Origin of the sequence: Desulforhabdus amnigena (genome assembly GCF_027925305.1) — a bacterium.
Taxonomy (GTDB): Bacteria; Desulfobacterota; Syntrophobacteria; order Syntrophobacterales; family Syntrophobacteraceae; genus Desulforhabdus; species Desulforhabdus amnigena.
Genome location: NZ_BSDR01000001.1, coordinates 1,322,243 through 1,344,740, shown reverse-complemented (window position 1 = coordinate 1,344,740; position 22,498 = coordinate 1,322,243). Strand labels below are relative to the sequence as shown.

Sequence of the window (22,498 nt, the reverse complement as noted above, 5' to 3'; positions counted from 1 at the left end):
CTTGAAGATCTGTGCGGGATATTGGCGGGAAAGGATTGGAAAAGTTACAGGGAGGGCTCGCTCGCGAGCCCTCCGTATAGAGTGCTGTTTATAAGCGGATCAGTTCGTATGATTTGCTTCCCAATCCCACTTCTTCCGCATAATCCAGTTGATGCTGCCAATCGATGTGTGGGTAGACCGCTTTTACCTTGTCCGAGTCCTTGTATGGTGAATCCTTGATGCAGGATGAGTGAAGGGGGGGCTGAGCGTTCACCAGGTCCATGGATGCCTGGTCGATGGCCACGGGGTCTCTAGATGCGAGAATGCCAATGTCCGCCACAATGGGAGCGTCCGCATAGGAGTGGCAGTCGCAGGCGGGTGAGATCTGCGTCAGGAAGTTCACGAAAAGAGAGCGCTTTTCCTTTCCCTTGAGTGCCCCCACGGTGTATTCCACCATCCGCTCCATGAAACGGGGCAGGTCTGTTTTCCAGTTGATTCCAAGTGCTTCCTGAGGGCAAGAGTGGATGCAGCCGGCGCATCCCACGCAGAGCTTTTCGTCGATATGAATCACCTTCTTTGCTTCGGGGAAAGGACGGGGGGCATCCTCGGGGCGGTCCACCAGGCTCATGGCCCCGTGGGCACATTGTTCCATACACGTTCCGCAACCGATGCATTTCTTGACGTAGATTTCCGGGGCGACTTCGGAATGCTGAGCCATTTTTCCGCGCCGAGACGCTGCTCCCATACCCACATTCTTGATGGCGCCTCCGAATCCGGCAGCTTCATGGAGCTTGAAGTGCGCCAGCGAGATGAGTGTGTCCGCCTTCGCGATGGCGGATCCCACGTAGGCCTCATGGCAGAGTTTCAGGCCGAGAGGCACCACCACATCATCCCTGCCGTCGATTCCATCGGCAATGATGAGGGGAGCGTCCACGACAGAAGGGGAAAAACCGTTCAGAATGGCCGTGGTGAGGTGGTCCACGGCATTGCCGCGAGTTCCCACGTAGAGCGTATTGGCGTCTGTGAGGAAAGGTTTTCCCCCGGCCTGCTTGACGGCGTCCACAACAGGCCGCACCAGCAAGGGCCGAATGAAGGCGGTATTGCCCCGTTCCCCGAAATGGATTTTTATGGCTGTGAGCCCCCGCTTCTTGACGACCTTTTTCAGTCCTGCCTTTTCGATGAGATGGACAATTTTTTGCAAGAGACTCTGAGCATCCGTCGCTCTGAGATCCGTGAAGAATACCTGGCTGTTCATATCTTATCATTCCCTGAGTGTGAGGTTAGTATATGAAATTAACTCCCATGACTGAAACGGTCACAACGAAAAATGAAAAAGGCAAAGAGATGCAAGCCAATATGGAAAGCGGGAAACGCTCTTGAAAAGCGATGTTATCATGAGCCATGAGCTATGAACCATGAGCCTTTTTCATATAAAAGCATCCAATGAATGCTGCCAGTAAATACCGCAAGATTTTGTTGAGCACAATATGGATCCATGTCCATCCGGGTGCGGGACCGTCCTCATGACATGGACAATAGGACGGCGAGTATCCCGGTGAGGAAAATACCGTCAAAGGTGCCAGCTCCTCCTATAGAGGCGACGGGCGCTTTGAGATGCTTCAAGTCATCCAGATGGAGCAAATCCGCACCAATGAGGGTGCCCAGCGTCCCCGCCACATAGGCCGTGGGGGCGGCCCATTCTCCGTTGATGATCATGGCGGTGAGGGCTGCGGCGATCGGCGGGATGAACATGGGAGTGGCAATTCCGACCCCCGGAATGGGCCGAGCCAGCCGGTACACTATGAAAGTAACAACACCCAGGGCCAGGATCATTCGAAAGGGGTTTTCCGCGTGGGTCAAAAGATAGATCGAAAGACATGAAGGAATGACGGCCCCACCCACATTCACAGCAAGAATCATCTCGTGTCGGTTGCGCCAGCGTGGAGGACGAAAGCGCATTCCATAAAACGAGATCACCGGCCACTCTTCCGGTTCCTCTTCAATCCGGATTTTCCGGATGGGGATATTGACCATACTCCCCATAATGGAGAGGAAAAGCAGGGAAAACAGATATTCCGGAGGAATTCCCAAGCGGGTGAAGGCCAACGCGAAAAGGCCGAACTGCACGATGGCAAATGCCATGAACAGAAGAAAAAGGAAGATGAAAAGAAAAAATAAAAGAAATGGGGGATAGAACATGGGAGATCCTTTCTGTTTTAAATGAGAGCAAGGAGTTCCGGGTCCACCTGCGACTCGAATTGCTTGAAGTTGGTGCGGAACCGATTCCGGAGATCTTCCGCCTGCCGCTCATAGGCTTCCTTGTCTTTCCACGTATGAATGGGGTTCAGAACTTCCGACGGAACTCCTGGACATTGCCTGGGGATGGAAAGACCGAAATAGGGTTCCGTTTCAAATTCCACCTGTTGAAACCGGTCACCAAGAGCGGCATGGACCATCCTCCGCGTGTACTTTATGGAGATGCGGCTTCCGATGCCGAACCCTCCTCCAGTCCAGCCGGTGTTGATCAGCCAGCACGTGCTGCCATGTTCCTGAATTCTCCGGCCCAGCATGTCGGCGTAGACGATGGGGGGAAGGGGCATGAAGGGGGATCCGAAACAGGTGCTGAAGGTGGTCTGGGGTTCCACGATATCCGCTTCCGTTCCAGCCACTTTGGCAGTGTATCCGGAGAGGAAATGATACATGGCCTGGCGGGTGGTCAACTTCGAAATGGGCGGCAGCACACCAAAGGCGTCGCAAGTGAGCATGACAATGTGCCGGGGATGGGGCGCCAGTCCCGTTGGGGATGCATTCTCTATGAAACCGATGGGATAAGCGGCCCGGGTATTTTCTGTGATGGATGTATCGTAAAGATCGAGACGCCGGAATTTGGAATCGATCGCCACATTCTCCAGGACGGTACCGAATCGCCCGAGGGATTGATAAATCTGGGGTTCCGCTTCCGGGGATAGAAAAATCACCTTGGCGTAGCATCCTCCCTCGAAGTTGAAAATTCCATTTTCGCTCCACCCGTGCTCGTCGTCTCCCACGAGTTGACGTTCGGGGTCGGTGGAGAGCGCTGTCTTCCCGGTGCCCGAGAGTCCGAAAAAGATGGCGGATGAGCCGTCTTTTCCGATATTGGCCGAGCAGTGCATGGGGAGAACCCCTTTTTGAGGCAGCAGGTAATTCATGACCGTGAAGATGGACTTCTTGACCTCTCCTCCATAGCCGGTACCGCCGATAAGGATGAGGTTTTTCGTAAAATCCATCAGAATGAAAGCCCCTGAATGAGTATGATCCGTAACGGGATTGGCGGAAAAGTGAGGGGCCGAAATGAGGGTGAATTCCGGTTCGAAGGCAGCCAGCGCTTCAGGGTCGAGGATACGCAGGAACATGTTGCGCGCGAAAAGACTCTGCCATGCGTTTTCAGTGATGATGCGAATGGGCAGGTGGTACTTTTCGTCGGCGCCGGAATAGCAGTCCTGAACGAAAATGTCTCTGCCCTGGAGATAGGCCAGAAGACGCTGGTGGAGACGGTCGAAATGTTCAGGATCAAACGGGCGGTTCACTTCACCCCACCAGACCCTGTCGGCGGTTGATGCGTCCTTGACAATGAACTTATCATTGGGTGCCCTCCCCGTGAAACGGCCCGTGCGGACCACCAGGGGGCCCTGGTGAGCCAGTAGACCTTCCTTTCTCCGTACAGCCTGTTCATAGAGTTGGGCCGTGGTGGGGTTGTAAAAGACTCTCGTATAGTTCGAAATGCCCTGTTCTTCCACGGAGCATTTTCGCCTGGGATGAGCGGGGGTCAATGCCGACATCTTATGGTTCTCCTTTCTTTGCTGAATGAAGATCGAGAAATGACGGCAGCGCAGAGCAATGAGCATCGAGTGCGGTGAAGAATACGCAAGTATCTTGCCGTGTCCGGGAATGGACGGCTAACCTGTGGGCTTTCCTTTTCTGCCTCATGTGAAGAAATGTAGCGCTCGTGTTTGGAATTTTCGATCACGAAGCCGCTGTTTTCCGTATCGAGCTTTCACGCCGATACCGTCAATGCTGTTTTTTTGCTTATTTTCTGAATACATACTAATTTTTTTCCCCATAAATGTCCGTGACAGCCTGCACCAGATTGGTATAGGGGCCATGGTTGCCGAATTTCTTGTCTGAGCACTGGAAAGATTCGGGACCGGTGCGAGACTGCGCACCGTTTTCCGTTAATCGATTCAGCAGAATCCCCTCGCATCCGGCCTGCGAGGCTGCAAGAAGGTCCGTATGTCTATCACCGATCAGATGGGAATCGCCCAAAGGAATTCCATAGACTTTGCCCGCCGCCAGGATCATACCGGGAGAGGGTTTTCTGCAGTCACATTTCTCGTCAGGATGGTGGGGGCAGTAAAATGCAGCCAGAATCTCACCGCCCGCCTCTTCGATGCGTCGAATCATCCTGGTATGAATTTCCCAGAAATCCTTCCATCCTGTGATTCCTCGATTCAAAGCGGACTGATTGCTGATGAGGATCACATTGACGCAATGTTCCCGCAGCCATCGCAGGGCATCCAGAGCATCGGGATAGAAACGGTATTCCTTCCAATGTCTTATGTAGTCGGGTCGGTCCTCGTTGATGACGCCGTCGCGGTCCAGAAAAAGAAATCTTGAATGGGGTGCCTTGGGAAGATTGATCCAGCTCAACATGATGTTCCTTTTTATTATCAAAACATTGATGTCACAACCTGACAAGCGTTTCCGGGGAAGGCCGTTCGGCCTCATCTCTTCGGCTGTTTATTCGGTCTTGACATTCAAGGAAGTTCGGGAAAAAATTATTTGTTTAATGCGGCTCGTATAAATTTTTCGCAAGGGCCAGATCTTTAGAAAATGGGACGCAGCGGGAGCCTCCAGAACGCTGGCTTTTTCTATCTTGCAAATAATATATGTATTCTTAAAAACTAAAACAGGGGTCTCACCCGGCATATGCATCCTTTCGGGGACACTGGCCCGAACCGTTTCTTTGTGGTGAACGGTCGCTTTTAAGGTAACAAAAAGTGCTGAATCAAGCAAATGATCTTGAAGACTTGCAAGATGTGCTGAAATACCGCTTTAAGAATGTTCAACTCTTGCGGCAGGCTCTGGTGCATCGTTCTTATGTCCATGAAAATATTCAATTAAATCAGTCGGATAACGAAACGCTCGAGTTCCTGGGGGATGCGGTTTTGAGCCTCACTGTCAGCCATCTATTGCTGCAGAGGTTTCCCGATTACAATGAGGGGGATCTTTCGAGGATGCGCTCTTCCATCGTCAATGAAAGGGAGCTCGCTGGAATTGCAGCTCAATTGGATTTGGGGGAACACCTCCTTCTGGGAAAGGGCGAGGAATTGACGGGCGGGCGCCAGAAACCGTCCCTGCTTGCGGACAGCCTGGAAGCGCTCCTGGCAGCTATTTACCTGGACAGCGGCCTGGATGCGGTCATGGCAGTGGTCAAAAGGCTTTTCCATGCTTACCTGGATCTCGAACCGGAAGAACATCCCCTCAAGGCTTTGGACAAAGATTACAAGACGCAGCTTCAGGAGATCACCCAGTCGCGTTTCAAGCTCACCCCCGTTTATTACCTGGAGTATGAAGAAGGCCCGGACCATCTCAAAACCTTTTATATGAGTGTGGCGCTGGATGATAAAATCCTTGCCAGGGGCTCCGGTCGAAGCAAAAAAGAAGCGCAGCAGGTGGCTGCTCAAAAAGCTATTGAAATCATTGAAAAAATTTCTGGGACTTTTGACGATCTATGACCTCGACCTCCAGGAACAGGATCTACCCTGTTTTCCTTCCCCACGAAGGATGTCCTTTTCAGTGCGTCTATTGCAATCAGCATGCAGTGACGGATTCAAGCCTGAAAAAATCCAGCGACAAGGGCCTGCTCTCGCGTTTTGATGCATGCTTCGGTCGGCTGGTGGAGCATGCCGAAAGAAGCGGCATTCCCGGGGAGCTCGCTTTCTATGGGGGAACGTTCACCGCTTTGCCCGAAGAGGCCCTGAAGGGATTGCTGCAGCGGGTTTCTCTTTGGGTTGAGAAAGGCGTTTTTACCGGCATACGGTTTTCGACCCGTCCCGATGGAATTTCCCGGGAAGTGTGCGCCCTCCTGCGGGAATATCCCGTGCGAACGGTCGAACTGGGGGTCCAGAGTCTTTCCGATCAGGTTCTACAGGAAAGCCGAAGAGGATACAGCGCAAAAACCGTGGAAAACGCTGCCGCGCTGGTGCGGGCAAACGGATGGGAACTCGGTTTTCAGCTCATGCTCGGTCTGCCGGGAGACACCCGGGAGCGTTTTCTCGATTCCGTATCGAGGTCGGCTCTGCTCCGTCCCGATATGGTGCGCCTTTACCCGACCCTGGTGCTCGACAAAACGCTCCTGGCCAAATGGTACCGTGCAGGGTCTTACCAACCTCTGGACCTGGATGATGCCGTTGAATGGGCAGCAGATGCCTATGATATTTTTGGGGAGGCGCAAATTCCCATAGCCCGCATGGGTCTGCATGCCGACCCTGAACTGGAAAAACCTGGAAATATCCTGGGTGGGCCCTACCACCCCGCTTTCGGTTATCTCGTGAAGGTTCGGTGGTGGAGGAAACGGGTGGACCGCTATCTCGAAAAAGAGGTGCAGGCACACGGGGGAGTTTCGCTCATTCTGCACGTTTCTAGCCCCTGCTCGAGCGAAATGATTGGCCCACGGCGGTCGAATCTGCTGCACTGGCAGCGAAGATGGAACCTGGAACATGTGGAAGTGCAGGGAAATGATGCGATTCCGGCGGGATCATTCCACTCTGAGTGGGGCAGGAAAGCATCCGTTGGCGGAAGACGGCGAAGGAAAAGGGAATGGAACCCCGGAGAATATCCGGATGCCGGAATTGCCGTGAATCGCTGCGCGGACAGTGATAGCTTCCGGTTGGAATAAATAAAAGGGAAAAAGACTCGAGGATCGAGTCCTTAACTTGACATTGTCAGATTTCATTGGAACCACAGAGACACGGAGAACCAGAGATTTCATTTAAAGGTCTTTCTCCGTGCCCTCTGTGTCTCAGTGGTGAATGTGACAATGTCACATTAAGAGTTCCCATAGATTTGGAGGCGGAAAGAGTCATGACTCAAGATGGATCGGCCAAACCCTTCAGGTCAGGATATGTTGCACTTGTGGGGGCCCCGAATGTGGGAAAATCGACCCTTTTGAACCAAATGTTGAAGGAAAAGATCTCCATTACGGCGCCCAAACCACAGACTACGCGGAACCGCATCCGGGGAATCCTGACCACACCGGAATCGCAGGTCGTTTTTGTGGATACTCCCGGAATACACAGGGCCAGGGACCAGTTCAACAAAATGCTCGTAGACACGGCCCTTTCCACGTTGAGTGAAGTCGACATCATTTTTTTCCTCATCGAGGCTCCCGATGCGAATCGGGAAATCAATGCCTTCATTCTGGAAAATCTGGCCAAAGTGGATACCCCGGTCATTCTGGTCATCAACAAGATAGATCTGCTGCCAAACAAGCAGGCTCTGCTTCCCATCATGGCCGACTATCAGAAACGCTACCCATTCCATGCGATCGTGCCCGTTGCAGCTCTCTCGGGGGAGGGCATTCCGGCTCTTCAAGAGGAAATACTCGCGCTTCTTCCCGAAGGCCCGCGGTATTACCCGGAAGATTATCTGACCGATCAACCCGAGCGCTTTCTCGTGGCGGAACTGATCCGTGAGAAGATCTTTCATCTGGTGCACCAGGAAATTCCCTATGCCGTTGCCGTCGTGGTGGAGACGTTCAAGGAAGTTCCCGAGCGAAATCGTATCGATATTGAAGCCACCATTCACGTCGAAAAGGAGTCCCAGAAGGCGATCATTATTGGAAAGCAAGGGAAGATGCTGAAAGAAATCGGCCAAAAAGCGAGGGCCGATATCGAAGCCCTCCTGGCATGCCATGTTTACCTGGGGCTTTTTGTCCGGGTTCAAAAGAACTGGCGGAAGGATTTGCGTCTAGTGACGGAATTCGGCTACCGTTCAGAAAGCTAAAATGGATAATTCCAGTTTTACCGGGGCAGGGCGGCGAGCTCCCGGATCTGATTTTCCACTTCTTCCATCAATTCATTGATTTGCTTTTTCGAATACCTGGATGTATCGATGGGGCGGCCTACGTGGAATTCCGCGTGACAACCCACATGCAGGTCTGTGGTCTTGGCAGGAAGTACCTCATTGGCCCCCCGAATTCCAACGGGAACGATGGTTGCTCCTGTTTGGAGTGCGAGCATGAATCCCCCTTTCTTGAAAGGACCCAATTTGCCCGTCCTGGAACGCGTCCCCTCCGGAGCGACCCACAGAATGATCCCGCTTTCCATCTTCTTCCGGGCTTCCTGGAGATCTCGAAAGGCCTGGCGCCGGTTGTTCCGGTCAATGGAGATGAACTCGCCCGCAGCCATTCCCCGTCCCCAAATGGGAACTTCAAAAAGCTCTTTTTTGGTCAGCATGCGAATGCTCCCGGGCAGGGCCATGAAGGTGAGGGGAATATCATAAAGGCTGCTGTGATTGCTCATGATGACATAGCGACGGTTCGGCTCGAACCGGACCCCGTTGGGGTTGAAGACTTCGTAGGAAAGGTTCACGAATTCAAGAAGCTTTGAAGACCACCAGTGCAGGAGCTGGTCGCAGTGCCTGCGGCTGTAAGCGTTTCGGTATGCTCTGTAGATGACGATGACGGAGATCCAAAAAGTGATGAAAATGTTTTTCAAAATAATAACAAGAGCCTGAAATCTGCTCGCTTTCATTGGGTTTCCTCCGAAGTGCATGGATGCGAATGGAACGTGGACAAAGGGGAAGACTCCCCGGCACAAATCCTGCTTACCAGGATCTTCATGTTTGGGCTGCAGGAAAATGAAATGCCCTCAAGGAACTGGATAGCAGTGATGGGCGCAAGTATGCCGGAAAATGATGCATGCTGCAAGCTTGCAGGATGATTCATTCCTCTGCGAAACGACTTTCCTTATTATCTCCCAGTCCATTTGTCAAACGGTTGCAGGGACCATGGTCTGCAGGTCAACTAATTTTCCCGGTTTTGTCTATCCTCCTCCTTTGGTTTGTTGGGAGGAACGGGGGAGAAGTAGCCGGTAATCAAAAGCAGGATGCCCACCACAATAAAAGAAATGATACGCTCGACGGTACCGGTTTTTGACAGGTCGATAAGAAAGAGTTTCACCACGACCACTGCCAGCAATCCTCCTCCGGTGAGCCAGAAATTTCTGAGAGCGCGCCGTGTTGAAAAGACCATGATGATCAATGCCGTGAGAGTCCAGAAGATGGAAAGAGATGTCTGGAAAAGCATTGAGCGCTGCATGGCTTGGAAACTGAAGCCGACGCCCCCCCAATAGTGGATCGTACGCACGAGAACGGCGTTGAGCCACAAAAATATGGATGCTCCCCAGAGGCTGTGGATGAGGTATTTCGGAAGCCGTGTGCGTATCTTGAATAAGGGGGGCCATGCCAGGGAGCGTATCTTCAGGAGCCATATGAAAAGAGTCAGAAACACAAAGGCCACCGTGACATCCAGAGGATTCAGGAAGGGGATGTAGCTCAAGGGCCAGGGATCGCCACGGTTGAAAAGATTTGCAAGAACGGTCCACGCCCAGACATAAAGTGCAATGGGTCCGATACCCAGAGTGAGATAAATTTCCAGATGTTTCCCTACGGGCCAGGAGAGTTTTTCACCCCATCTGGAAGTGAAGAGCACAAGGAGTGATGGCGCCATGACCCATGCAATCGTTTTCCATGTTTCTGCACCGTCTATCCAGTGATTCATTTGCCAGATCATTTCCCATGTCGCAAGCAGGCCAAGGAGCCAAAGAGTGACCCCATGAAGGGGCAGGGTCACTTCCGGGTGCCATCCCTCGTTTCTTTTAAGAATCAGGTAGCATCCGGCCAATGCCAATGGCCAGGCCATCCAACCACTCTTTATAAACGGGTGGGATAGTTCTAAACTCATTGCGATGGCTGTCGTAAAGAGAACAATGGGAAGAGAGAGGGCAGGAATGCGCAAAAAGGGCCAAGCCAGCCTTCGTCTGAAATCATCGCAAATCATGCAGGAAAGGGCGAGAAAGACGATAGCTGCTCCAAACCTGTGTCCATGGGGAATATGCCGGTCGATTTCATTGAGCCCCCCACCAAACCACCAGAAAAGTCCCCATATGGCCATGGCAATGTCGAGACCAGATTCCCAGGTGCGGAGATTTGCTCTGTACCGGTTGAGACAGAAACCCGTGAAGAGTCCGGAGAAGCTTACGGTGAGACAACCCATATAAAAACCGTTGAGTATCGGCAGTTGGCCGGTGGCTCCGGCGAAGGCCTTGTAGAAGAGGAGTCCCGCAAAGAACTGCAGCAGCATTCCCGAGATGCGAGGGAGAATCCTCTTTTGCCGAACTCCGACCCAAACCATGGCGGCCCCTTCCAGGGCCCAGGCCGCAGACGTCCAACGGTTGTCGAGAGCAAGAGGGATGGTCAGAGTGGCAAAGGCCACCCCGATGGCGAGGAAGGATTCCGTCAGCATCCGCATGTATCTTGGATTTTTCCAGAAGAGGAAGGATGCTGTTGCGAGATAGAAAAAACCGAGGGCAAAAGCGCTCCAGGCAGCGCCGTATGCATACTGCCCGACCAGCAGTGTCTGCAGGGCGAAGGTGACGGCTGGAGTCCCGAAGACGAGGGTGCCGTCGACATAGCCCTTGAGTTCGGGCGGTTGGCGCAGAGCGAACAGCACGGCGACTGCGACGTAGAAGAGAAAAAACAAAAGGAGGAAGGGTTCTACGGATTCGAAGTATTGGGGCTGATAGGCGCGATAGCCCCAGGCTGTGCCCAGGCTGAAAGTGAAGACAAAACCCACGACGTTGACCATACGCCATGCCTTGAACCAGGCCATGCCGAAAATGCAGGCGTTCAGGAGCGCGTAATAGCTGAACAGGATGACATGACTCCCGTGGCCGGTAGAAGCGAGCACCGGCGCCAGGAAACCGCCTACTATGCCGAGAACGGCCAGTGCCCGAGAATCCTGAAGCACGGCCAGTGCTCCGGCCAGGCCGCCAACGGCGGCCAGAATGCCGAAAGCCAGGGGGGCGGGGAGGAGGGAATAAAGACGCAGGGCGGCAAAGACCGTGATATACATGACGCCGACCCCGCCTCCCTGGAGGACCATGGCGTAGGTCCGCCGGCGGGAACGCAGTCTCCACCCGACGATCAGGAGCCCGACGGCTCCGAGCGCCGTCGCCATGAGGCGCAGTTCAATGGAAAGCCAGTCGTTTTCTGCGGCATACTTGAGCAGAAAAGCGACACCGAAAAAAAGTATGAAGACTCCCACCTTGACGACGAGATTTTCTCCCGAGAGAAATCGCTGAAAAATCTGCCATGGAATCCGATTCGTCCCTCTTGGTGTTTTGCGGGAAGGGTAGGGGGCTATTCCGGGAGGAAGTTCTTCCTGACCCGTTTTGTGAGAGGGTGCCGGCTCGGTCTCCCATTCCTCCGGCTTTACGGAAAGCTCGTCTTCGGGGAGGGGCTTCAGGTCCGTCTCGGATGAGGGCTGTGCGGCTTGAAGCGGTGCTTCCTTCAGTGGAAAAGGTGCTGTTGTACCTAAAGGAGTCCAACCCTGGTCCAGTCTCGATCTCAAGTTCTGAACTTCAGCCTCGAGGTCTTTCAGGCGGCGGGTGATTTCTAGAAAACCGGCAAAAATATAGCCAATAGCTCCTCCAAGCGAGATGCCCAGGAGGACATTTCGCGCATTGGCGCCAATCAAAATTCCGAGAAGGGTAAAAAGGATTTTCATGACTTCCTCTTGCTGATATTTCCAATGCACCTTGTCCGGCTCATCTGAGGGTGGGGAAGAAGCCCGGATTGACTGCTCTTTTCAGATTTTCCCTCCAATGGGAAAAGTCGTTTTCAGGAAAATGGAGCGGTACAGGGGCGAACGTTTCAAAGGAAGATCCTCCGAAGGGATCTCTTCATTGTTCCCAATAACCAGATAACCGCCCCAGCGAAGGGCATCGGTCATTTTCACAAGAACCGGTAAGGAGATGGACGGTTCGTAATAAGTCAACAGATTGTTGCGGACAAAAATCAGGTCGAACGAATCCGTCGGGGGAGGGGCCGATAAAAAGTCTTGAATCTCCCAATAGATTCCGTTTTTCAATTCTTCTCTTATCTGGAAGCCTTCAGGATCGGGCAAGAAATAGAGATCCAGGAGTGCTGGGGGCACTTCTTTCAAGCTGCTGGTCGGGTAGATGCCCTGACGCGCTTTTTCCAGCACAACGGGATTGATGTCCGTTGCCCAGATTTCAAGGACTGGGAGCTCCAGCCTTTTTTTCTGTTCTTGATTCCAGACGATTTTCAGAGTGTACACTTCTTCTCCACAAGCGCAGCCGGCGCACCAGACCCGTACGCATGGAGGAGAAGCACTTGAGAGCTCCGGAATCATAAAGCCTGTGAGGACTTCCCACAGGTGGCGGTCCCGAAAAAATCGGCTGATGGAAACCGTGAGGAACTCTTTGGCTCGCTGCAATTCAGCCGGTCGATGCTCGAGAACCTGCAAATAGTCCTCGACCTCTCTACAGTTGAGTTCCTGCATGTGTCGGCTCAGCCTCTTTTTTACGCCCTTCCGCACCCTGCGATAGCCACGCATTGAAAGCTGGAAAAAATGCAGGATCTTCGTGAAGGAAGGATCATCCATTTTCCAATGACTCTTTGGGTCTCAACGTTTTGTTCCGCGTGATTCTTTAGGGAGTGAGTCGCTCTTGAAATCCTCATTTACCACGGAGATCATGGAGGAATCCCATAAGAATTCCATAATCTTCTCCGTGCCCTCCGTGGTGAATAACGGGATATTAGAATCCGCCAACTCCCTTATGGCTGATTGCTGTCTGAAAGAAGATTTCTCAGATTCTCGCTCGCAATGGCCCTTTTCACCTCGTCCGGGATGGGAAGGCGCATGATTTTTCGAAGCTCACTTTTGGGATCTCCAAATGGAAAGTCAGATCCGAACATGAGCTTTTCGTATCCGTATCGATTCAGATAATCCATGATTTCGGTCGGGGAAGCGAGGGCCGTATCGGCAAAAACATTCGCCCGTTCCCAGATCCCACGGGAGCGGAGCGTCTCGTATCCGCCGTTTAAAAAACCCAGGTGGGGTATGATGATCCGCACTCCGGCAGCCCATTCTTCGATGAAACGGATGGTGAATTTCAATTCTTCTTCCAGAACAACCGGCATCTTCCGCTTTCTGATTTCTTCGATGGCCTTCGCGCATCGAGGATCGTCGTAATGATAGTGCGGTTCCTCTTCATGACGGTGCCATTTGATTCCACGGTGCTGCGGGGATATGTTTTCGACGGCGAAGTCATTCCAGATAAAAAAGTACGGGATCACCTCAAAGTCCGGAGGGGCAAGGCTCAGCAGGTAATCGTTCGATTCTCGCCTTTTCTTTTGCCATTCGGGAGTATCTTCGAAATAGGGATCATAACGGTCATAGATCTCGATGACCGGGGAAAAGACTACAGCCCCTCCAATGCCGCTACCCCGTGCCTGGGAGCGGTAATCTTCAAGGGTTTGAGGCGGAAACCGGTCCTGGATACCACAATGGACATGCGAATCGATGATGGAATAATCCATTTGGCCGTTGTCCTTTCTTCAAAAGGGAAAGCGTTGTGGAAAACGTTTCATTCTTTCTCCTTCCACCACTCCTCGAATCTTTTGATAAAAGTTCGCAGGGCATTTTTTAGAAGGGTAGGGCGTTCCAGCCACGGATAATGGCCGACATTGGGCAGGGAGACAAATTCACCAAGGGGCAGCAAATTTGCGAGGCGGAGCGCACCTCTTGGGGGTCTGGGGTCGCCTGTGCCATGGACGATCAGGGTCGGCATGGTTAGATTTTTAATCCTTTTCTCGATGTTTTCCTGCTGAAGAAATTTTTCCCAATCTTCTGTGAGCAGCCTGTTGACCGAATAGTTCATACGGCAGGGAAAGTGAGGAAATCCGATGGCTGTAGCCGGATCTGCAAGGTCTGCCTTCAGCTTGAGCTGGAGGATCTCTTCTTGAATCGACTCACGGGTGGAGCTTGAGCTGTTCCTGTACAGGCATCGCAGTTTCTGCAGTTTTTCAAAGTCGGTAAATGACAATTTCGCTTCGCAGTTGCGCTCATATTCGACATTTTGAATTTCAAGGCCGTTGGTGGAGATGAGGATCAATCCTGCGACCCTGCCGGTATGACGCAGAGCGTATGCCAGTGCAAGGGATGCACCCCACGAATGGCCGGCAACAATCCAACGCTCATGGTTCCATGCGATGCGAAGGGCATCTAGGTCAGCCAGGTAAGTGTTCAAATCATAAGGCGGCGTTGCGTCGGATTTTCCACAGCCGCGTTGGTCGTAACGGTACACACGGGCAATATCTTCGATCATTTCAGCCACTGGAGCCAGGTTGTCACAGGCACCCGGTCCCCCGTGACACAAAACGAGGGGAACATATTCGCCCTGTTGCTCGGTCCAAAGTCGAATACCGTTTGCGTGGATATATTCCTTGCGCCATGCAAGCATAACGTTTCCTCGAGAGGATCGACGAAAACAGTACCTTTTCAGGATAAAATAATTCTGGAAGACGATAAAGGATAGAGTGACAGAAAATGGTCGTCTCCTATAATCCTTCTTTCAATTTATCCTACCCCAAACAATATTTCAGTCTGTGTGGGGACTTTGTGATCGCTCCAAATTATGCAGATCGATTCAACTGCCCGGGCAAAATATCTTCTCTATTTTTATCTGGTGTACATTGACGGAGACAGAAATAGAATTAGTTTTTATAGGTATAATAAAATGGATAGATGCTCAATAAACGGGCATCTATCCAGGTGTCGGGTTGGAAGCCGGGATTTTGTTGCGTTACTGTGAAGAACTTGGACAGAAGAAAGGAGACGATTATGGCAGATTTAAAAAGCATGCTGGAAAAAATTGGAGACCATATCGGTCAATCTCAAGGTTATGTAGAGCTCAAGGGATTAGATGCTGTTTACCGCTATTTGATTGATAAATACAGCTGGCGTCCGGATGAGGTCCGTAACCTGAGTTTGGAGGATTTGAAATTGTTGCTCGCGGGTTATGAAGAAAAGGCAACTACTGATTGGATCTAAGACAGACGGTCGTTTCCTGTATGTGAGATAGAAAAACCGGGCGGAAATCATAACGATACTCCCTGATCCGAGAAAACCGGTTCCCGACAATTGAGTGAAGAAGAATTGGTTTCTATCGATAAGCATATCTCTATGGGCGGGGCTCATTACTTATCTACGGATGATCCCATTCCATATCGTTTGGTCTCTAAATTTCATTTCTTATTCTTGTTATGGCATCGTAATAGACTTTATCTTTTATCGGGATATAGTCTCCCAGAGGTTTGTATCCAGCCAGTTCCTCGTCGGTGATGCCTTCCGTATCCTTGTAAAGATCCAAGCTGAAACGCTTCCTGTTTCCGATGAAAGCGAGAATGCCTTTATCAGCGCTTTCTATCATTCGTTCGAGCACCCGCCCGGTGAACTGATTTCTTTGCCAGATGGCTCGATCCATCTGATGGAAATGTTCGTCCGTTTGATAGGCGTGGATGAGTTCATAATCGAAGTCCCAGCCGGGGTAGGTCGGATATCTTCCCTTTATGAGTTTGATGGGGATGCGCATGAGGTCCACTGTGGCAGCGAAATCCATATTTGAAGTATACGGGTAAATTCCGATCTCCTCACCCGTTTCGGACAGAGGTTCCCGGAAGGAACCATCGACAAAATGGAGAGGGATGTTTTTGTAGCGTATTGCGTAAAGAATACCGGCGCAATTTCCTACCTCCAGATCCCTTTTGAGGAGAAATTGTTTTTGCTTCATTACAAATGCTTCGGTAAAAAGCTCTTTCGAGCACCGCATTTGAATCAGTGTGCTCATACTTATGGGGTTTTCATCCAAGGCAATGACGGAGGGTTTTTCTGACTCCAGGACTTGCAGAACATAGTCAAAAACATCTTGTCCTCTTGCCGTTCCGATACCTATGAACCTTTCGATTCCCATTTTTTCGCTTCCTCCTCTATCCGCAGGACAAGAGCTGCGGCTGCAGATTGATTGGATCTACGAGCACTCAGGATGAAAATTTCAACCAGTCGCTTACAGGGGCATTTCAAATATTCTACTCTCGCGGATGTCTTGGTTCCATGCTTTTCTTTACGGAAACGGGAAGATATATAAGAAACGTTGTCCCTATTCCCACCTCGGATTCTATTCCGATAACTCCACCATGATTCTTGATAATCGAATGATTGCGAGGCTTATTTTTTGCGATCCGTAATGTTTCTCACGAATGCAAGAGGTTCCTTATCGTAGTCTGTCCTATTTGAAGGATATACCTGACTTTTCACGACAAGCGGGTCGTCATGGCGTCCTTTGAAAAGTACAATTGGAACCTTGCAGCCATTCGTCTCCATCCCCTTTAAAAACTCATCTCCTTTCTTTTTTCCGGCAGCACAGTCAAGGATGCAAATATCAAAATCGCCATGCATCAACAATTCTAGTCCAGTACGGTAGTTACCCACCCACTCCAATTCGAATCTCTGGGGCAACGCATCCGACGGTAATTCCAGGGTGCGAGGAAAGTCGTCTTCATTTTCTGCGATGAGAAGAATCCTTGTCACCTGGCATTGTTTTCCCATAAGAGACTCCAAGTAGAGGAAAGGACCGGGCAAGAAGTTTAGAGACTTAGAGCCTATCCAAAAACCTACCTCGGCAGCGGACCCCCCCCTTGGTCCCCCCTCAAGGGGGGACCAAGGGGGGGGTCGCAAAGTCCACAGGTGGTTTCTGGATAGGTTCTTAATACCGCATTTGTATAGGGCGGAGAGAGTACCGTCAATCAGGAGATTCCTGATTTTGGATGAAATTCCATATTACGGTTGCCAAAAAATCAGGTGATTTTGCTTGGGAATTGAAAGCCTCTTTATGGTGTAAGATCTATAGGTACTTTGTTGAAACCTGGAGGTAAAGGCCACACGGAGGTCCGCCTACGGGTAGTAACCTGGCATCCCGGCAATTCCGGGATGAGTAAAGCCTATCAGCATGCCTTCCCGGTTCCAACAAACCACTGATTGGTCGCGGTCGGAACAAAGTTTTTCACCTTTAGCCCGGATCTACTTTTCAGTGAGATAGCCCTTGAAATACGTCGCGAAGAGAAGATTGGCTGACGCTTTAACTGTCTGCATATCCCGTTAATGCCTCGAGTCCCTGTCGTCTCCCCAGCCTCGTCTGTATCTCCAGTCACTATCGTATCGCTTATCTTTATACCGGATTTCTTTTGGGTAACGATCCCTGGGAAGATCTCTCCAGGGTCCGCGCCTTGACCGTGAGTAATACCACCGGTCATGATCGTAATAATAGTGGTAGCCATGGTAGGCATAGTACGGGCCCTCTAATTCCACAGCAAACGGGAGGGGCGGCGCTATGCCTATACTTGTACCATAGGGTGTCACGAACGCAGCGCAAGACACACATATAAACGATGCGAAAATAAGAATAAAAAGAAGTTTTTTCATATTATTTCCCCTTCAAACATCCGGTTTGTTATTTCCCTTAATTTTATTAACTATTTTATTGACTTTTCCAGCTTTGTTGGGAAGATTTGGGCAAGTTGGAAGCACATTCTCCTGTATTTTATTTATTATTTATACCCCGGAATCCAAGGATTTGAAAGAGCCTGGATTCCGGAGCCGGCAGCTTTTCGAACAGTTCTTTCATGGTTTCAAAAATCATAGTTCCTCGATAGGGATGCGGATCTTTTGAGACGAGGGCAGCAGGGAGGAGGTGAATAAATTTGGCTTTGCTCTCTTGGTGGGTTGAGATACAAGGATTTGAAACTACTTTGTTTTTTCTGTGGCTGGCCCTTTTTAAAACGACAAACTGTCCTTCTGGATAGAGTGTGCGCCCCGGCCCACCGAGGGAAAGAATTGCCAGAATGCAGATAATTGCTATCGTAGTCATGCAACTTCTGGTCATGGTTGGTCAGCTGTAAAAGCAATTTTAAATGGCGCTTCAGTGGCTCGTTCCATATGGGCCGAAAAAAGGAGAATCACCATGCGGAGAATTTCTTTTTTGGTCATCTGCTTCTGTCTACTTCTTTGGGTGCCTGTGGCATCTGGAGCGGTCAATCTCAGGGATGTCGTCACATTCGGCGACAGTCTCACCGACAACGATCTCCTCAGGTTTTATTCCGACAGTCCACAGAATATGTACGGAAGAGATCCCATGCATGCCGTTTTTCATAAGGCCTCCAGATCGGGGAGCGAACTGCGGAAATACGCCGTTGCCGGTTCTGAATCGGATGACCTCGAAGTTCAGGTAGATACATATGAAACTGGAGTGTTATTGGGGATTCAAGACAAAGCTACGCTCTTCAGCATCGAAATAGGAGGAAACGACATACGGAACAACATTGGTCGACTTTCCATTTACCCTCCGGGCGCAAGGAGCTCGGTCGACAGGGTTGTGAGCAGCATTATTTCAAACATCCGCAGTAGCTGGCGTGTGCTCAGGGCATCACACCCTCATGCCCGGTTCGTCATATGGACTCTCCCCGATATCACCCTGACACCAAGCCAGTGGGGAAAGCTCTCGGAGGTCGAAGCTGCAAACGTTCGTGCCCATATCCAGCGTGCAAATAAATACATACGCAGCCTGAGCAGCAATCCGTCCGTTGTTGTGCTTGATCTTTACAAGATAATGCGGCAGCTCATCGCTGATCCCCCCATATACTTCGGATACCAGCTCATACCTCCACCAAGTTATGGGGATTACGACAGCCTCTTTGCCGACCGGATCCACCCCACAGCCGTAAGCAATGCAATCATAGCCAACAAGATCATTTATCTCATGAACACCAAGTGGAAAGATTCTATCCCCTCCTATACTGAGCGGCAACTGGCAAAGCTGGCACGCATCCCGACGGTGAAAACCGCCACGGCGAGTGAGTAGAGTTCGTCGTGGCCTACCCTCAGAACGGCCGAAAGCTCCCGAGTTCCGGCACCTCGATCCGCTTTACCGGGGTGCCGGTCTTCGGCGTGCCCGTGACCTCGTCCAACGTTCATGCCGAGATGTTCGCGGCACCCCTGATGATGAAAGGTGGTATAAAGGGAGCTGGCGAGGGCGAGGTCGCGCAAGTGAATACGTGGCTTGGACCCAGTCAGCTAACGAGACCCCTTGTTTCGCATCGCACCCCGGATTGCTTCTATAGAGAGCGCACGGTAATAGGGCCACGGGTGCCGGGCACCCGCAGGTTGATTCGAAACATGTCCTCGCCATCTCAACATACATTTTACAGGAGGAGTCGAGGACATGGAACCGGTCGCAAAACGGATGTGGCCGACAGTCGCTGGCTGGCCATGCTGGCCCGTTGCGGCCTGCTTCGCGGGAGTTTCATTCCTCCAGAAGAACTGGGAAACCTCCGTCTGATTTCCCGTGAGAGACAGAAGCTGGTTGGGATGCTTGCCAGTGAAAAGAACAGGCTCCATGAAGTCCTTACGGATGGCGGAATACGTCTTTCCGTGGTGGTCAGTGATATTCACGGTCAAGCCGCCCGGCATATGATCGTTTGATCGAGGGCGGAACACCCCTGCAGGCGCTGGAGTTTGCCAACTCCAGGCTCAAAGCCACTCCCGAGGAGTTGCTCGACGCACTCGATGGTGATTTGACTCCCGCCCATCGATTCGTCCTGCGCGAAATCCTCCAGCACATCCGTGAGCTCGAGGCCCGTATCGCTCGATTCGACACCCAATTGCTGGCTGAACTGGAGTCTCACCGCTGGGCTCTGGACCTTCTCCAGACCATACCTGGAATCGATGCCGTGGGTGCGGCTATGTTGATCGTCGAGATCGGACTGGACATGGAGGCCTTCGGCTCCCCACAGCGTCTGGCCTCGTGGGCCGGGGTCTGCCCTGGCAATAACGAATCCGCCGGAAAGCGAAAAGCGGTCGCATTCGCAAGGGCAATCCATATGTACGACGACTGTTGTGCGAAATGGCTAATGCCGTACGTCGTACCAAAAGCATGTTCCAAAGCAAGTATTCGGGGCTTGTCATACGCCGGGGACACAAGCGCGCCATTATTGCTTTGGCTCATAAGATTCTGAAAATCGTTTTCATTCTGCTCAGTCGCAGGGTACCTTATCGAGATTCACAGGTGGATTACAAAGAGCTGATGGTTCAGCGCAATGCTCCTCGATGGATCGCTGCTTTGCGCCAGTACCACATGCTGCCCACTGCGATCTGAACAGACCTTACCACAACTCAGGTTTTTTTCAATCCGCCCAAAAGCGGAGATGGTGAGCTGTTCCCGAGAGCTCATAGTACTTTCACGGTAAGAAAGCGAAAAATCACCTCTTGGCGGGAACGGATGTGCGCAAAGATGAGATAAACTATAATGGATGTACACAACGAAAAAAGGGGAAACAGGCATAACCTGTAACCCCTTGAATTTTCTGGCGCGCCCAGGAGGATTCGAACCTCCGACCTACGGATTCGTAGTCCGGCACTCTATCCAGCTGAGCTATGGGCGCATCAACTGATGCGGCTTTATGTAGCAAAGTTTCCTTCCGGTGGCAAGAAGAAAAACTTGAAGATCTCTTGATTTTGGTGAATAAGTCTTTCTGCTTTCAAAAAAAGAGTTGAAAAACACACCGCAGAGGTGAAGATGTGGGAGGATTTTATGCTTGAGGTTTTCGGGGAAAATGGTTTGAATTCGATTCCCCAGTCAACTTGGACCACCAATCGATTACAGGAAATATGAGTCGATATGTCTTTTTTGAGTTGCCGTCAGCAAATGGGATGGGCCGCCCTGATCATGGGTATGAGTGTCTTGCTTTCGCGATTCATGGGTTTGTTTCGCGACAAGGTCATTTCCTTCCTTTTCGGAGCCACCAGTGAATCGGATATTTATTTTGCGGCTTTCGTCATTCCGGATTTTATCAACTATCTTTTGGCTGGAGCTTATTTTTCCATAACGCTCATTCCACTTCTTGCCGCTTATTTCGATGAGAGTGAAGAAGATGGCTGGCGTTTTTTTTCGACGGTTTTTACGTGGATTGCTCTGGTGATTACCCCCCTTACGGTCCTGGCGATCCTCCTGGCGCCCCATTTGGCCCATATAGCGGCGCCCGGTCTTCGGGGGGAATCAATGCTGCGCCTCGTCTATTTCCTGCGTATCATCATACCGGCGCAAATCTGTTTTCTATTGGGGTCCTGTTTGACGGCCATTCTCTATCTTCGGAAACAATTCTTCGTTCCAGCGCTGACTCCTCTGGTCTACAATTTTTTGATCATTCTGGGGGGGATTTTGCTTCGAAAAAGAGGCATGGAGGGCTTTTGCTGGGGGGTATTGGCGGGTGCTTTCCTTGGAAATCTGCTGCTCCCGTACCTGGCGGTAAAATGGGGTGATGGACTCCACCTCTATTTTTCCTTGCGCCACGAAGGGCTCAAGAAATTTTTTATCCTTGCCTTACCTCTCATGCTGGGGCAATCCATCGTCGTTTTGGATGAGCAGCTGGTGCGTATTTTCGGGTCACTGGTGGGAACAGGGGCTATCAGTTGGCTCAATTACGCACGGCGTATCATGCTCGTTCCCGTGGGAGTGGTGGCCCAGGCTGCGGGTGTGGCATCCTATCCCTTCCTGGCCGAACTGGTGGCAAAAGATGAACATTCACGATTTTATCAGACCCTGAGGACAGCGCTCCAGAGCGTCATGACTCTGCTCATTCCCCTTTCCATTTGGATGATAGTGGTTGCCGAACCGACCATCCGGCTCATTTTTCAGCAGGGACATTTCAGCGCATCGGATACTCTGCACACGGCCCGGTTGCTTCAAATCTCTCTCTTGGCCGTTTTTTGCTGGGGAATTCAGCAGATCCTGGGGCGTGCCTTTTATGCATGCCAGGACACCCTGACTCCTGCCGTTCTCGGAACGCTGGCGACTCTGGTTTCCATTCCTATCTTCTATTATCTGGCACGAACTCTGGATGCTACAGGAGTTGCACTGGCGAGTGTATCGTCTATGGTTTTTTATACCGCCCTGTTGTCTTTTTGGTGGTGGCATCGCTTCGGTGGTGAAACCTTTTCCGGGCTGGGAAAAGATCAATTCAAGGTCCTCGGTTTTTCACTTATTGCGGCAGTGCCCTCGGCCATCATTGTAAACTACGAACTTATCGACGGCGTGATCTACCCCTATTGGGCATCCCTCTTCGAAATCTCGGTCAGCGGTTTGTGCTTTGCTTGCTTGTTTGGACTGCTTTCCGGTTACTTTGCCCCTTCTCTTGTAAAGCCCTTTTTGCTCCGGACCGGTCGTCTCGGGGCCTGGCTTATACGCTGATTCGCTTACGAACCGCCGGCATGACGAAGCTTTGCCATCGCCTCCAAGGCTCAAGTTCTATCATTATGTGATCCTGTCAATTCTCGAAAACGAAC

18 protein-coding genes, 1 tRNA gene and 1 pseudogene are annotated in these 22,498 nt (G+C 51.3%); 7 read left to right on the top strand and 13 right to left on the bottom strand.

The genetic code is table 11. The features are described from left to right. Nucleotides 1–88 precede the first annotated feature (88 nt). From QMG16_RS05820 to QMG16_RS05805, 4 genes are all read right to left on the bottom strand, one after another. Nucleotides 89–1,234, bottom strand: coding sequence for a DUF362 domain-containing protein (locus QMG16_RS05820; protein ID WP_281792918.1), 1,146 nt, complete (start codon nt 1,232–1,234; stop codon nt 89–91). Between the two features lie 266 nt (nt 1,235–1,500). Next, a complete protein-coding gene (locus tag QMG16_RS05815; protein ID WP_281792916.1) occupies nt 1,501–2,178 on the bottom strand; it encodes a DUF1614 domain-containing protein in 678 nt (225 codons plus the stop codon). A 17-nt stretch (nt 2,179–2,195) separates the two neighbouring features. Next, complete coding sequence (pckA, locus tag QMG16_RS05810; RefSeq protein ID WP_281792914.1) at nt 2,196–3,797, bottom strand: phosphoenolpyruvate carboxykinase (ATP); 1,602 nt, start codon at nt 3,795–3,797, stop codon at nt 2,196–2,198. A gap of 265 nt (nt 3,798–4,062) precedes the next feature. Continuing rightward, the gene (locus QMG16_RS05805) at nt 4,063–4,668 is read right to left on the bottom strand and encodes a D-glycero-alpha-D-manno-heptose-1,7-bisphosphate 7-phosphatase (protein WP_281792912.1); all 606 of its coding nucleotides are present in this window, start codon (nt 4,666–4,668) and stop codon (nt 4,063–4,065) included. A gap of 347 nt (nt 4,669–5,015) precedes the next feature. Here QMG16_RS05805 and rnc point away from each other — a divergent pair, with 347 nt between their 5' ends. From rnc to era, 3 genes are all read left to right on the top strand, one after another. Continuing rightward, complete coding sequence (gene rnc, locus QMG16_RS05800; RefSeq protein ID WP_281792911.1) at nt 5,016–5,753, top strand: ribonuclease III; 738 nt, start codon at nt 5,016–5,018, stop codon at nt 5,751–5,753. Next, nucleotides 5,750–6,916 carry an elongator complex protein 3 gene (locus QMG16_RS05795; RefSeq protein ID WP_281792909.1) on the top strand — a complete coding sequence of 389 codons (1,167 nt, stop codon included), beginning with the start codon at nt 5,750–5,752 and terminating at the stop codon, nt 6,914–6,916. Before rnc ends, QMG16_RS05795 begins: the two co-directional genes overlap by 4 nt. Nucleotides 6,917–7,101: 185 nt before the next feature. After that, a complete protein-coding gene (era, locus tag QMG16_RS05790) occupies nt 7,102–8,022 on the top strand; it encodes a GTPase Era (protein ID WP_281792907.1) in 921 nt (306 codons plus the stop codon). A 17-nt stretch (nt 8,023–8,039) separates the two neighbouring features. Here era and QMG16_RS05785 read toward each other — a convergent pair whose 3' ends face one another. From QMG16_RS05785 to QMG16_RS05765, 5 genes are all read right to left on the bottom strand, one after another. Beyond that, nucleotides 8,040–8,771, bottom strand: coding sequence for a lysophospholipid acyltransferase family protein (locus QMG16_RS05785; protein ID WP_281792905.1), 732 nt, complete (start codon nt 8,769–8,771; stop codon nt 8,040–8,042). Nucleotides 8,772–9,043: 272 nt separating this feature from the next. Next, nucleotides 9,044–11,806, bottom strand: coding sequence for a DUF2339 domain-containing protein (locus QMG16_RS05780; protein ID WP_281792903.1), 2,763 nt, complete (start codon nt 11,804–11,806; stop codon nt 9,044–9,046). An 81-nt stretch (nt 11,807–11,887) separates the two neighbouring features. Further along, entirely contained in the window at nt 11,888–12,706 is an 819-nt protein-coding gene (locus tag QMG16_RS05775; protein WP_281792901.1) for a CheR family methyltransferase, read from the bottom strand. 173 nt (nt 12,707–12,879) lie between these two features. Then, on the bottom strand, nt 12,880–13,644 hold the full coding sequence (locus QMG16_RS05770) for an amidohydrolase family protein (RefSeq protein ID WP_281792899.1): 765 nt from the start codon (nt 13,642–13,644) through the stop codon (nt 12,880–12,882). A 47-nt stretch (nt 13,645–13,691) separates the two neighbouring features. Beyond that, the gene (locus QMG16_RS05765; RefSeq protein ID WP_281792898.1) at nt 13,692–14,567 is read right to left on the bottom strand and encodes an alpha/beta fold hydrolase; all 876 of its coding nucleotides are present in this window, start codon (nt 14,565–14,567) and stop codon (nt 13,692–13,694) included. A gap of 380 nt (nt 14,568–14,947) precedes the next feature. On the opposite strand from QMG16_RS05765, the gene QMG16_RS05760 reads away from it, so the two are divergent. After that, complete coding sequence (locus tag QMG16_RS05760) at nt 14,948–15,157, top strand: hypothetical protein (protein WP_281792896.1); 210 nt, start codon at nt 14,948–14,950, stop codon at nt 15,155–15,157. A gap of 187 nt (nt 15,158–15,344) precedes the next feature. On the opposite strand, the gene QMG16_RS05755 is transcribed toward QMG16_RS05760, so the two are convergent. The 3 genes from QMG16_RS05755 to QMG16_RS05745 form a co-directional block, all read right to left on the bottom strand. Further along, on the bottom strand, nt 15,345–16,076 hold the full coding sequence (locus tag QMG16_RS05755; RefSeq protein ID WP_281792894.1) for a hypothetical protein: 732 nt from the start codon (nt 16,074–16,076) through the stop codon (nt 15,345–15,347). 254 nt (nt 16,077–16,330) lie between these two features. Next, nucleotides 16,331–16,711: a DNA-binding transcriptional response regulator gene (locus tag QMG16_RS05750; protein WP_281792893.1), complete on the bottom strand. Its 381-nt coding sequence runs from the start codon at nt 16,709–16,711 to the stop codon at nt 16,331–16,333. A 991-nt stretch (nt 16,712–17,702) separates the two neighbouring features. Next, the gene (locus tag QMG16_RS05745; RefSeq protein ID WP_281792892.1) at nt 17,703–18,029 is read right to left on the bottom strand and encodes a hypothetical protein; all 327 of its coding nucleotides are present in this window, start codon (nt 18,027–18,029) and stop codon (nt 17,703–17,705) included. A gap of 93 nt (nt 18,030–18,122) precedes the next feature. Here QMG16_RS05745 and QMG16_RS05740 point away from each other — a divergent pair, with 93 nt between their 5' ends. Both QMG16_RS05740 and QMG16_RS05735 read left to right on the top strand, forming a co-directional pair. Then, the gene (locus tag QMG16_RS05740; RefSeq protein WP_281792890.1) at nt 18,123–19,019 is read left to right on the top strand and encodes an SGNH/GDSL hydrolase family protein; all 897 of its coding nucleotides are present in this window, start codon (nt 18,123–18,125) and stop codon (nt 19,017–19,019) included. 368 nt (nt 19,020–19,387) lie between these two features. After that, nucleotides 19,388–20,312 (top strand): annotated as a pseudogene (locus tag QMG16_RS05735) (IS110 family RNA-guided transposase); the annotation flags it as partial. A gap of 209 nt (nt 20,313–20,521) precedes the next feature. Here the strand turns inward: QMG16_RS05735 and QMG16_RS05730 are convergent. Further along, a tRNA-Arg gene (locus QMG16_RS05730) sits at nt 20,522–20,598 on the bottom strand. Between the two features lie 236 nt (nt 20,599–20,834). On the opposite strand from QMG16_RS05730, the gene murJ reads away from it, so the two are divergent. Next, the gene (murJ, locus tag QMG16_RS05725) at nt 20,835–22,403 is read left to right on the top strand and encodes a murein biosynthesis integral membrane protein MurJ (protein ID WP_281792889.1); all 1,569 of its coding nucleotides are present in this window, start codon (nt 20,835–20,837) and stop codon (nt 22,401–22,403) included. The last annotated feature ends 95 nt before the right edge of the window (nt 22,404–22,498 follow it).

Bases quoted from the DNA above. Each gene is read 5' to 3' on its own strand.
- QMG16_RS05760 (WP_281792896.1), top strand. From the start codon at position 14,948: ATGGCAGATTTAAAAAGCATGCTGGAAAAAATTGGAGACCATATCGGT.
- QMG16_RS05745 (WP_281792892.1), bottom strand. From the start codon at position 18,029: ATGACTACGATAGCAATTATCTGCATTCTGGCAATTCTTTCCCTCGGT.
- QMG16_RS05775 (WP_281792901.1), bottom strand. From the start codon at position 12,706: ATGGATGATCCTTCCTTCACGAAGATCCTGCATTTTTTCCAGCTTTCA.
- QMG16_RS05750 (WP_281792893.1), bottom strand. From the start codon at position 16,711: ATGGGAAAACAATGCCAGGTGACAAGGATTCTTCTCATCGCAGAAAAT.
- murJ (WP_281792889.1), top strand. From the start codon at position 20,835: ATGTCTTTTTTGAGTTGCCGTCAGCAAATGGGATGGGCCGCCCTGATC.
- QMG16_RS05770 (WP_281792899.1), bottom strand. From the start codon at position 13,644: ATGGATTATTCCATCATCGATTCGCATGTCCATTGTGGTATCCAGGAC.
- QMG16_RS05765 (WP_281792898.1), bottom strand. From the start codon at position 14,567: ATGCTTGCATGGCGCAAGGAATATATCCACGCAAACGGTATTCGACTT.
- pckA (WP_281792914.1), bottom strand. From the start codon at position 3,797: ATGTCGGCATTGACCCCCGCTCATCCCAGGCGAAAATGCTCCGTGGAA.
- QMG16_RS05795 (WP_281792909.1), top strand. From the start codon at position 5,750: ATGACCTCGACCTCCAGGAACAGGATCTACCCTGTTTTCCTTCCCCAC.
- QMG16_RS05755 (WP_281792894.1), bottom strand. From the start codon at position 16,076: ATGGGAATCGAAAGGTTCATAGGTATCGGAACGGCAAGAGGACAAGAT.
- QMG16_RS05815 (WP_281792916.1), bottom strand. From the start codon at position 2,178: ATGTTCTATCCCCCATTTCTTTTATTTTTTCTTTTCATCTTCCTTTTT.
- QMG16_RS05805 (WP_281792912.1), bottom strand. From the start codon at position 4,668: ATGTTGAGCTGGATCAATCTTCCCAAGGCACCCCATTCAAGATTTCTT.
- QMG16_RS05780 (WP_281792903.1), bottom strand. From the start codon at position 11,806: ATGAAAATCCTTTTTACCCTTCTCGGAATTTTGATTGGCGCCAATGCG.
- QMG16_RS05785 (WP_281792905.1), bottom strand. From the start codon at position 8,771: ATGAAAGCGAGCAGATTTCAGGCTCTTGTTATTATTTTGAAAAACATT.
- QMG16_RS05740 (WP_281792890.1), top strand. From the start codon at position 18,123: ATGCGGAGAATTTCTTTTTTGGTCATCTGCTTCTGTCTACTTCTTTGG.
- QMG16_RS05820 (WP_281792918.1), bottom strand. From the start codon at position 1,234: ATGAACAGCCAGGTATTCTTCACGGATCTCAGAGCGACGGATGCTCAG.
- era (WP_281792907.1), top strand. From the start codon at position 7,102: ATGACTCAAGATGGATCGGCCAAACCCTTCAGGTCAGGATATGTTGCA.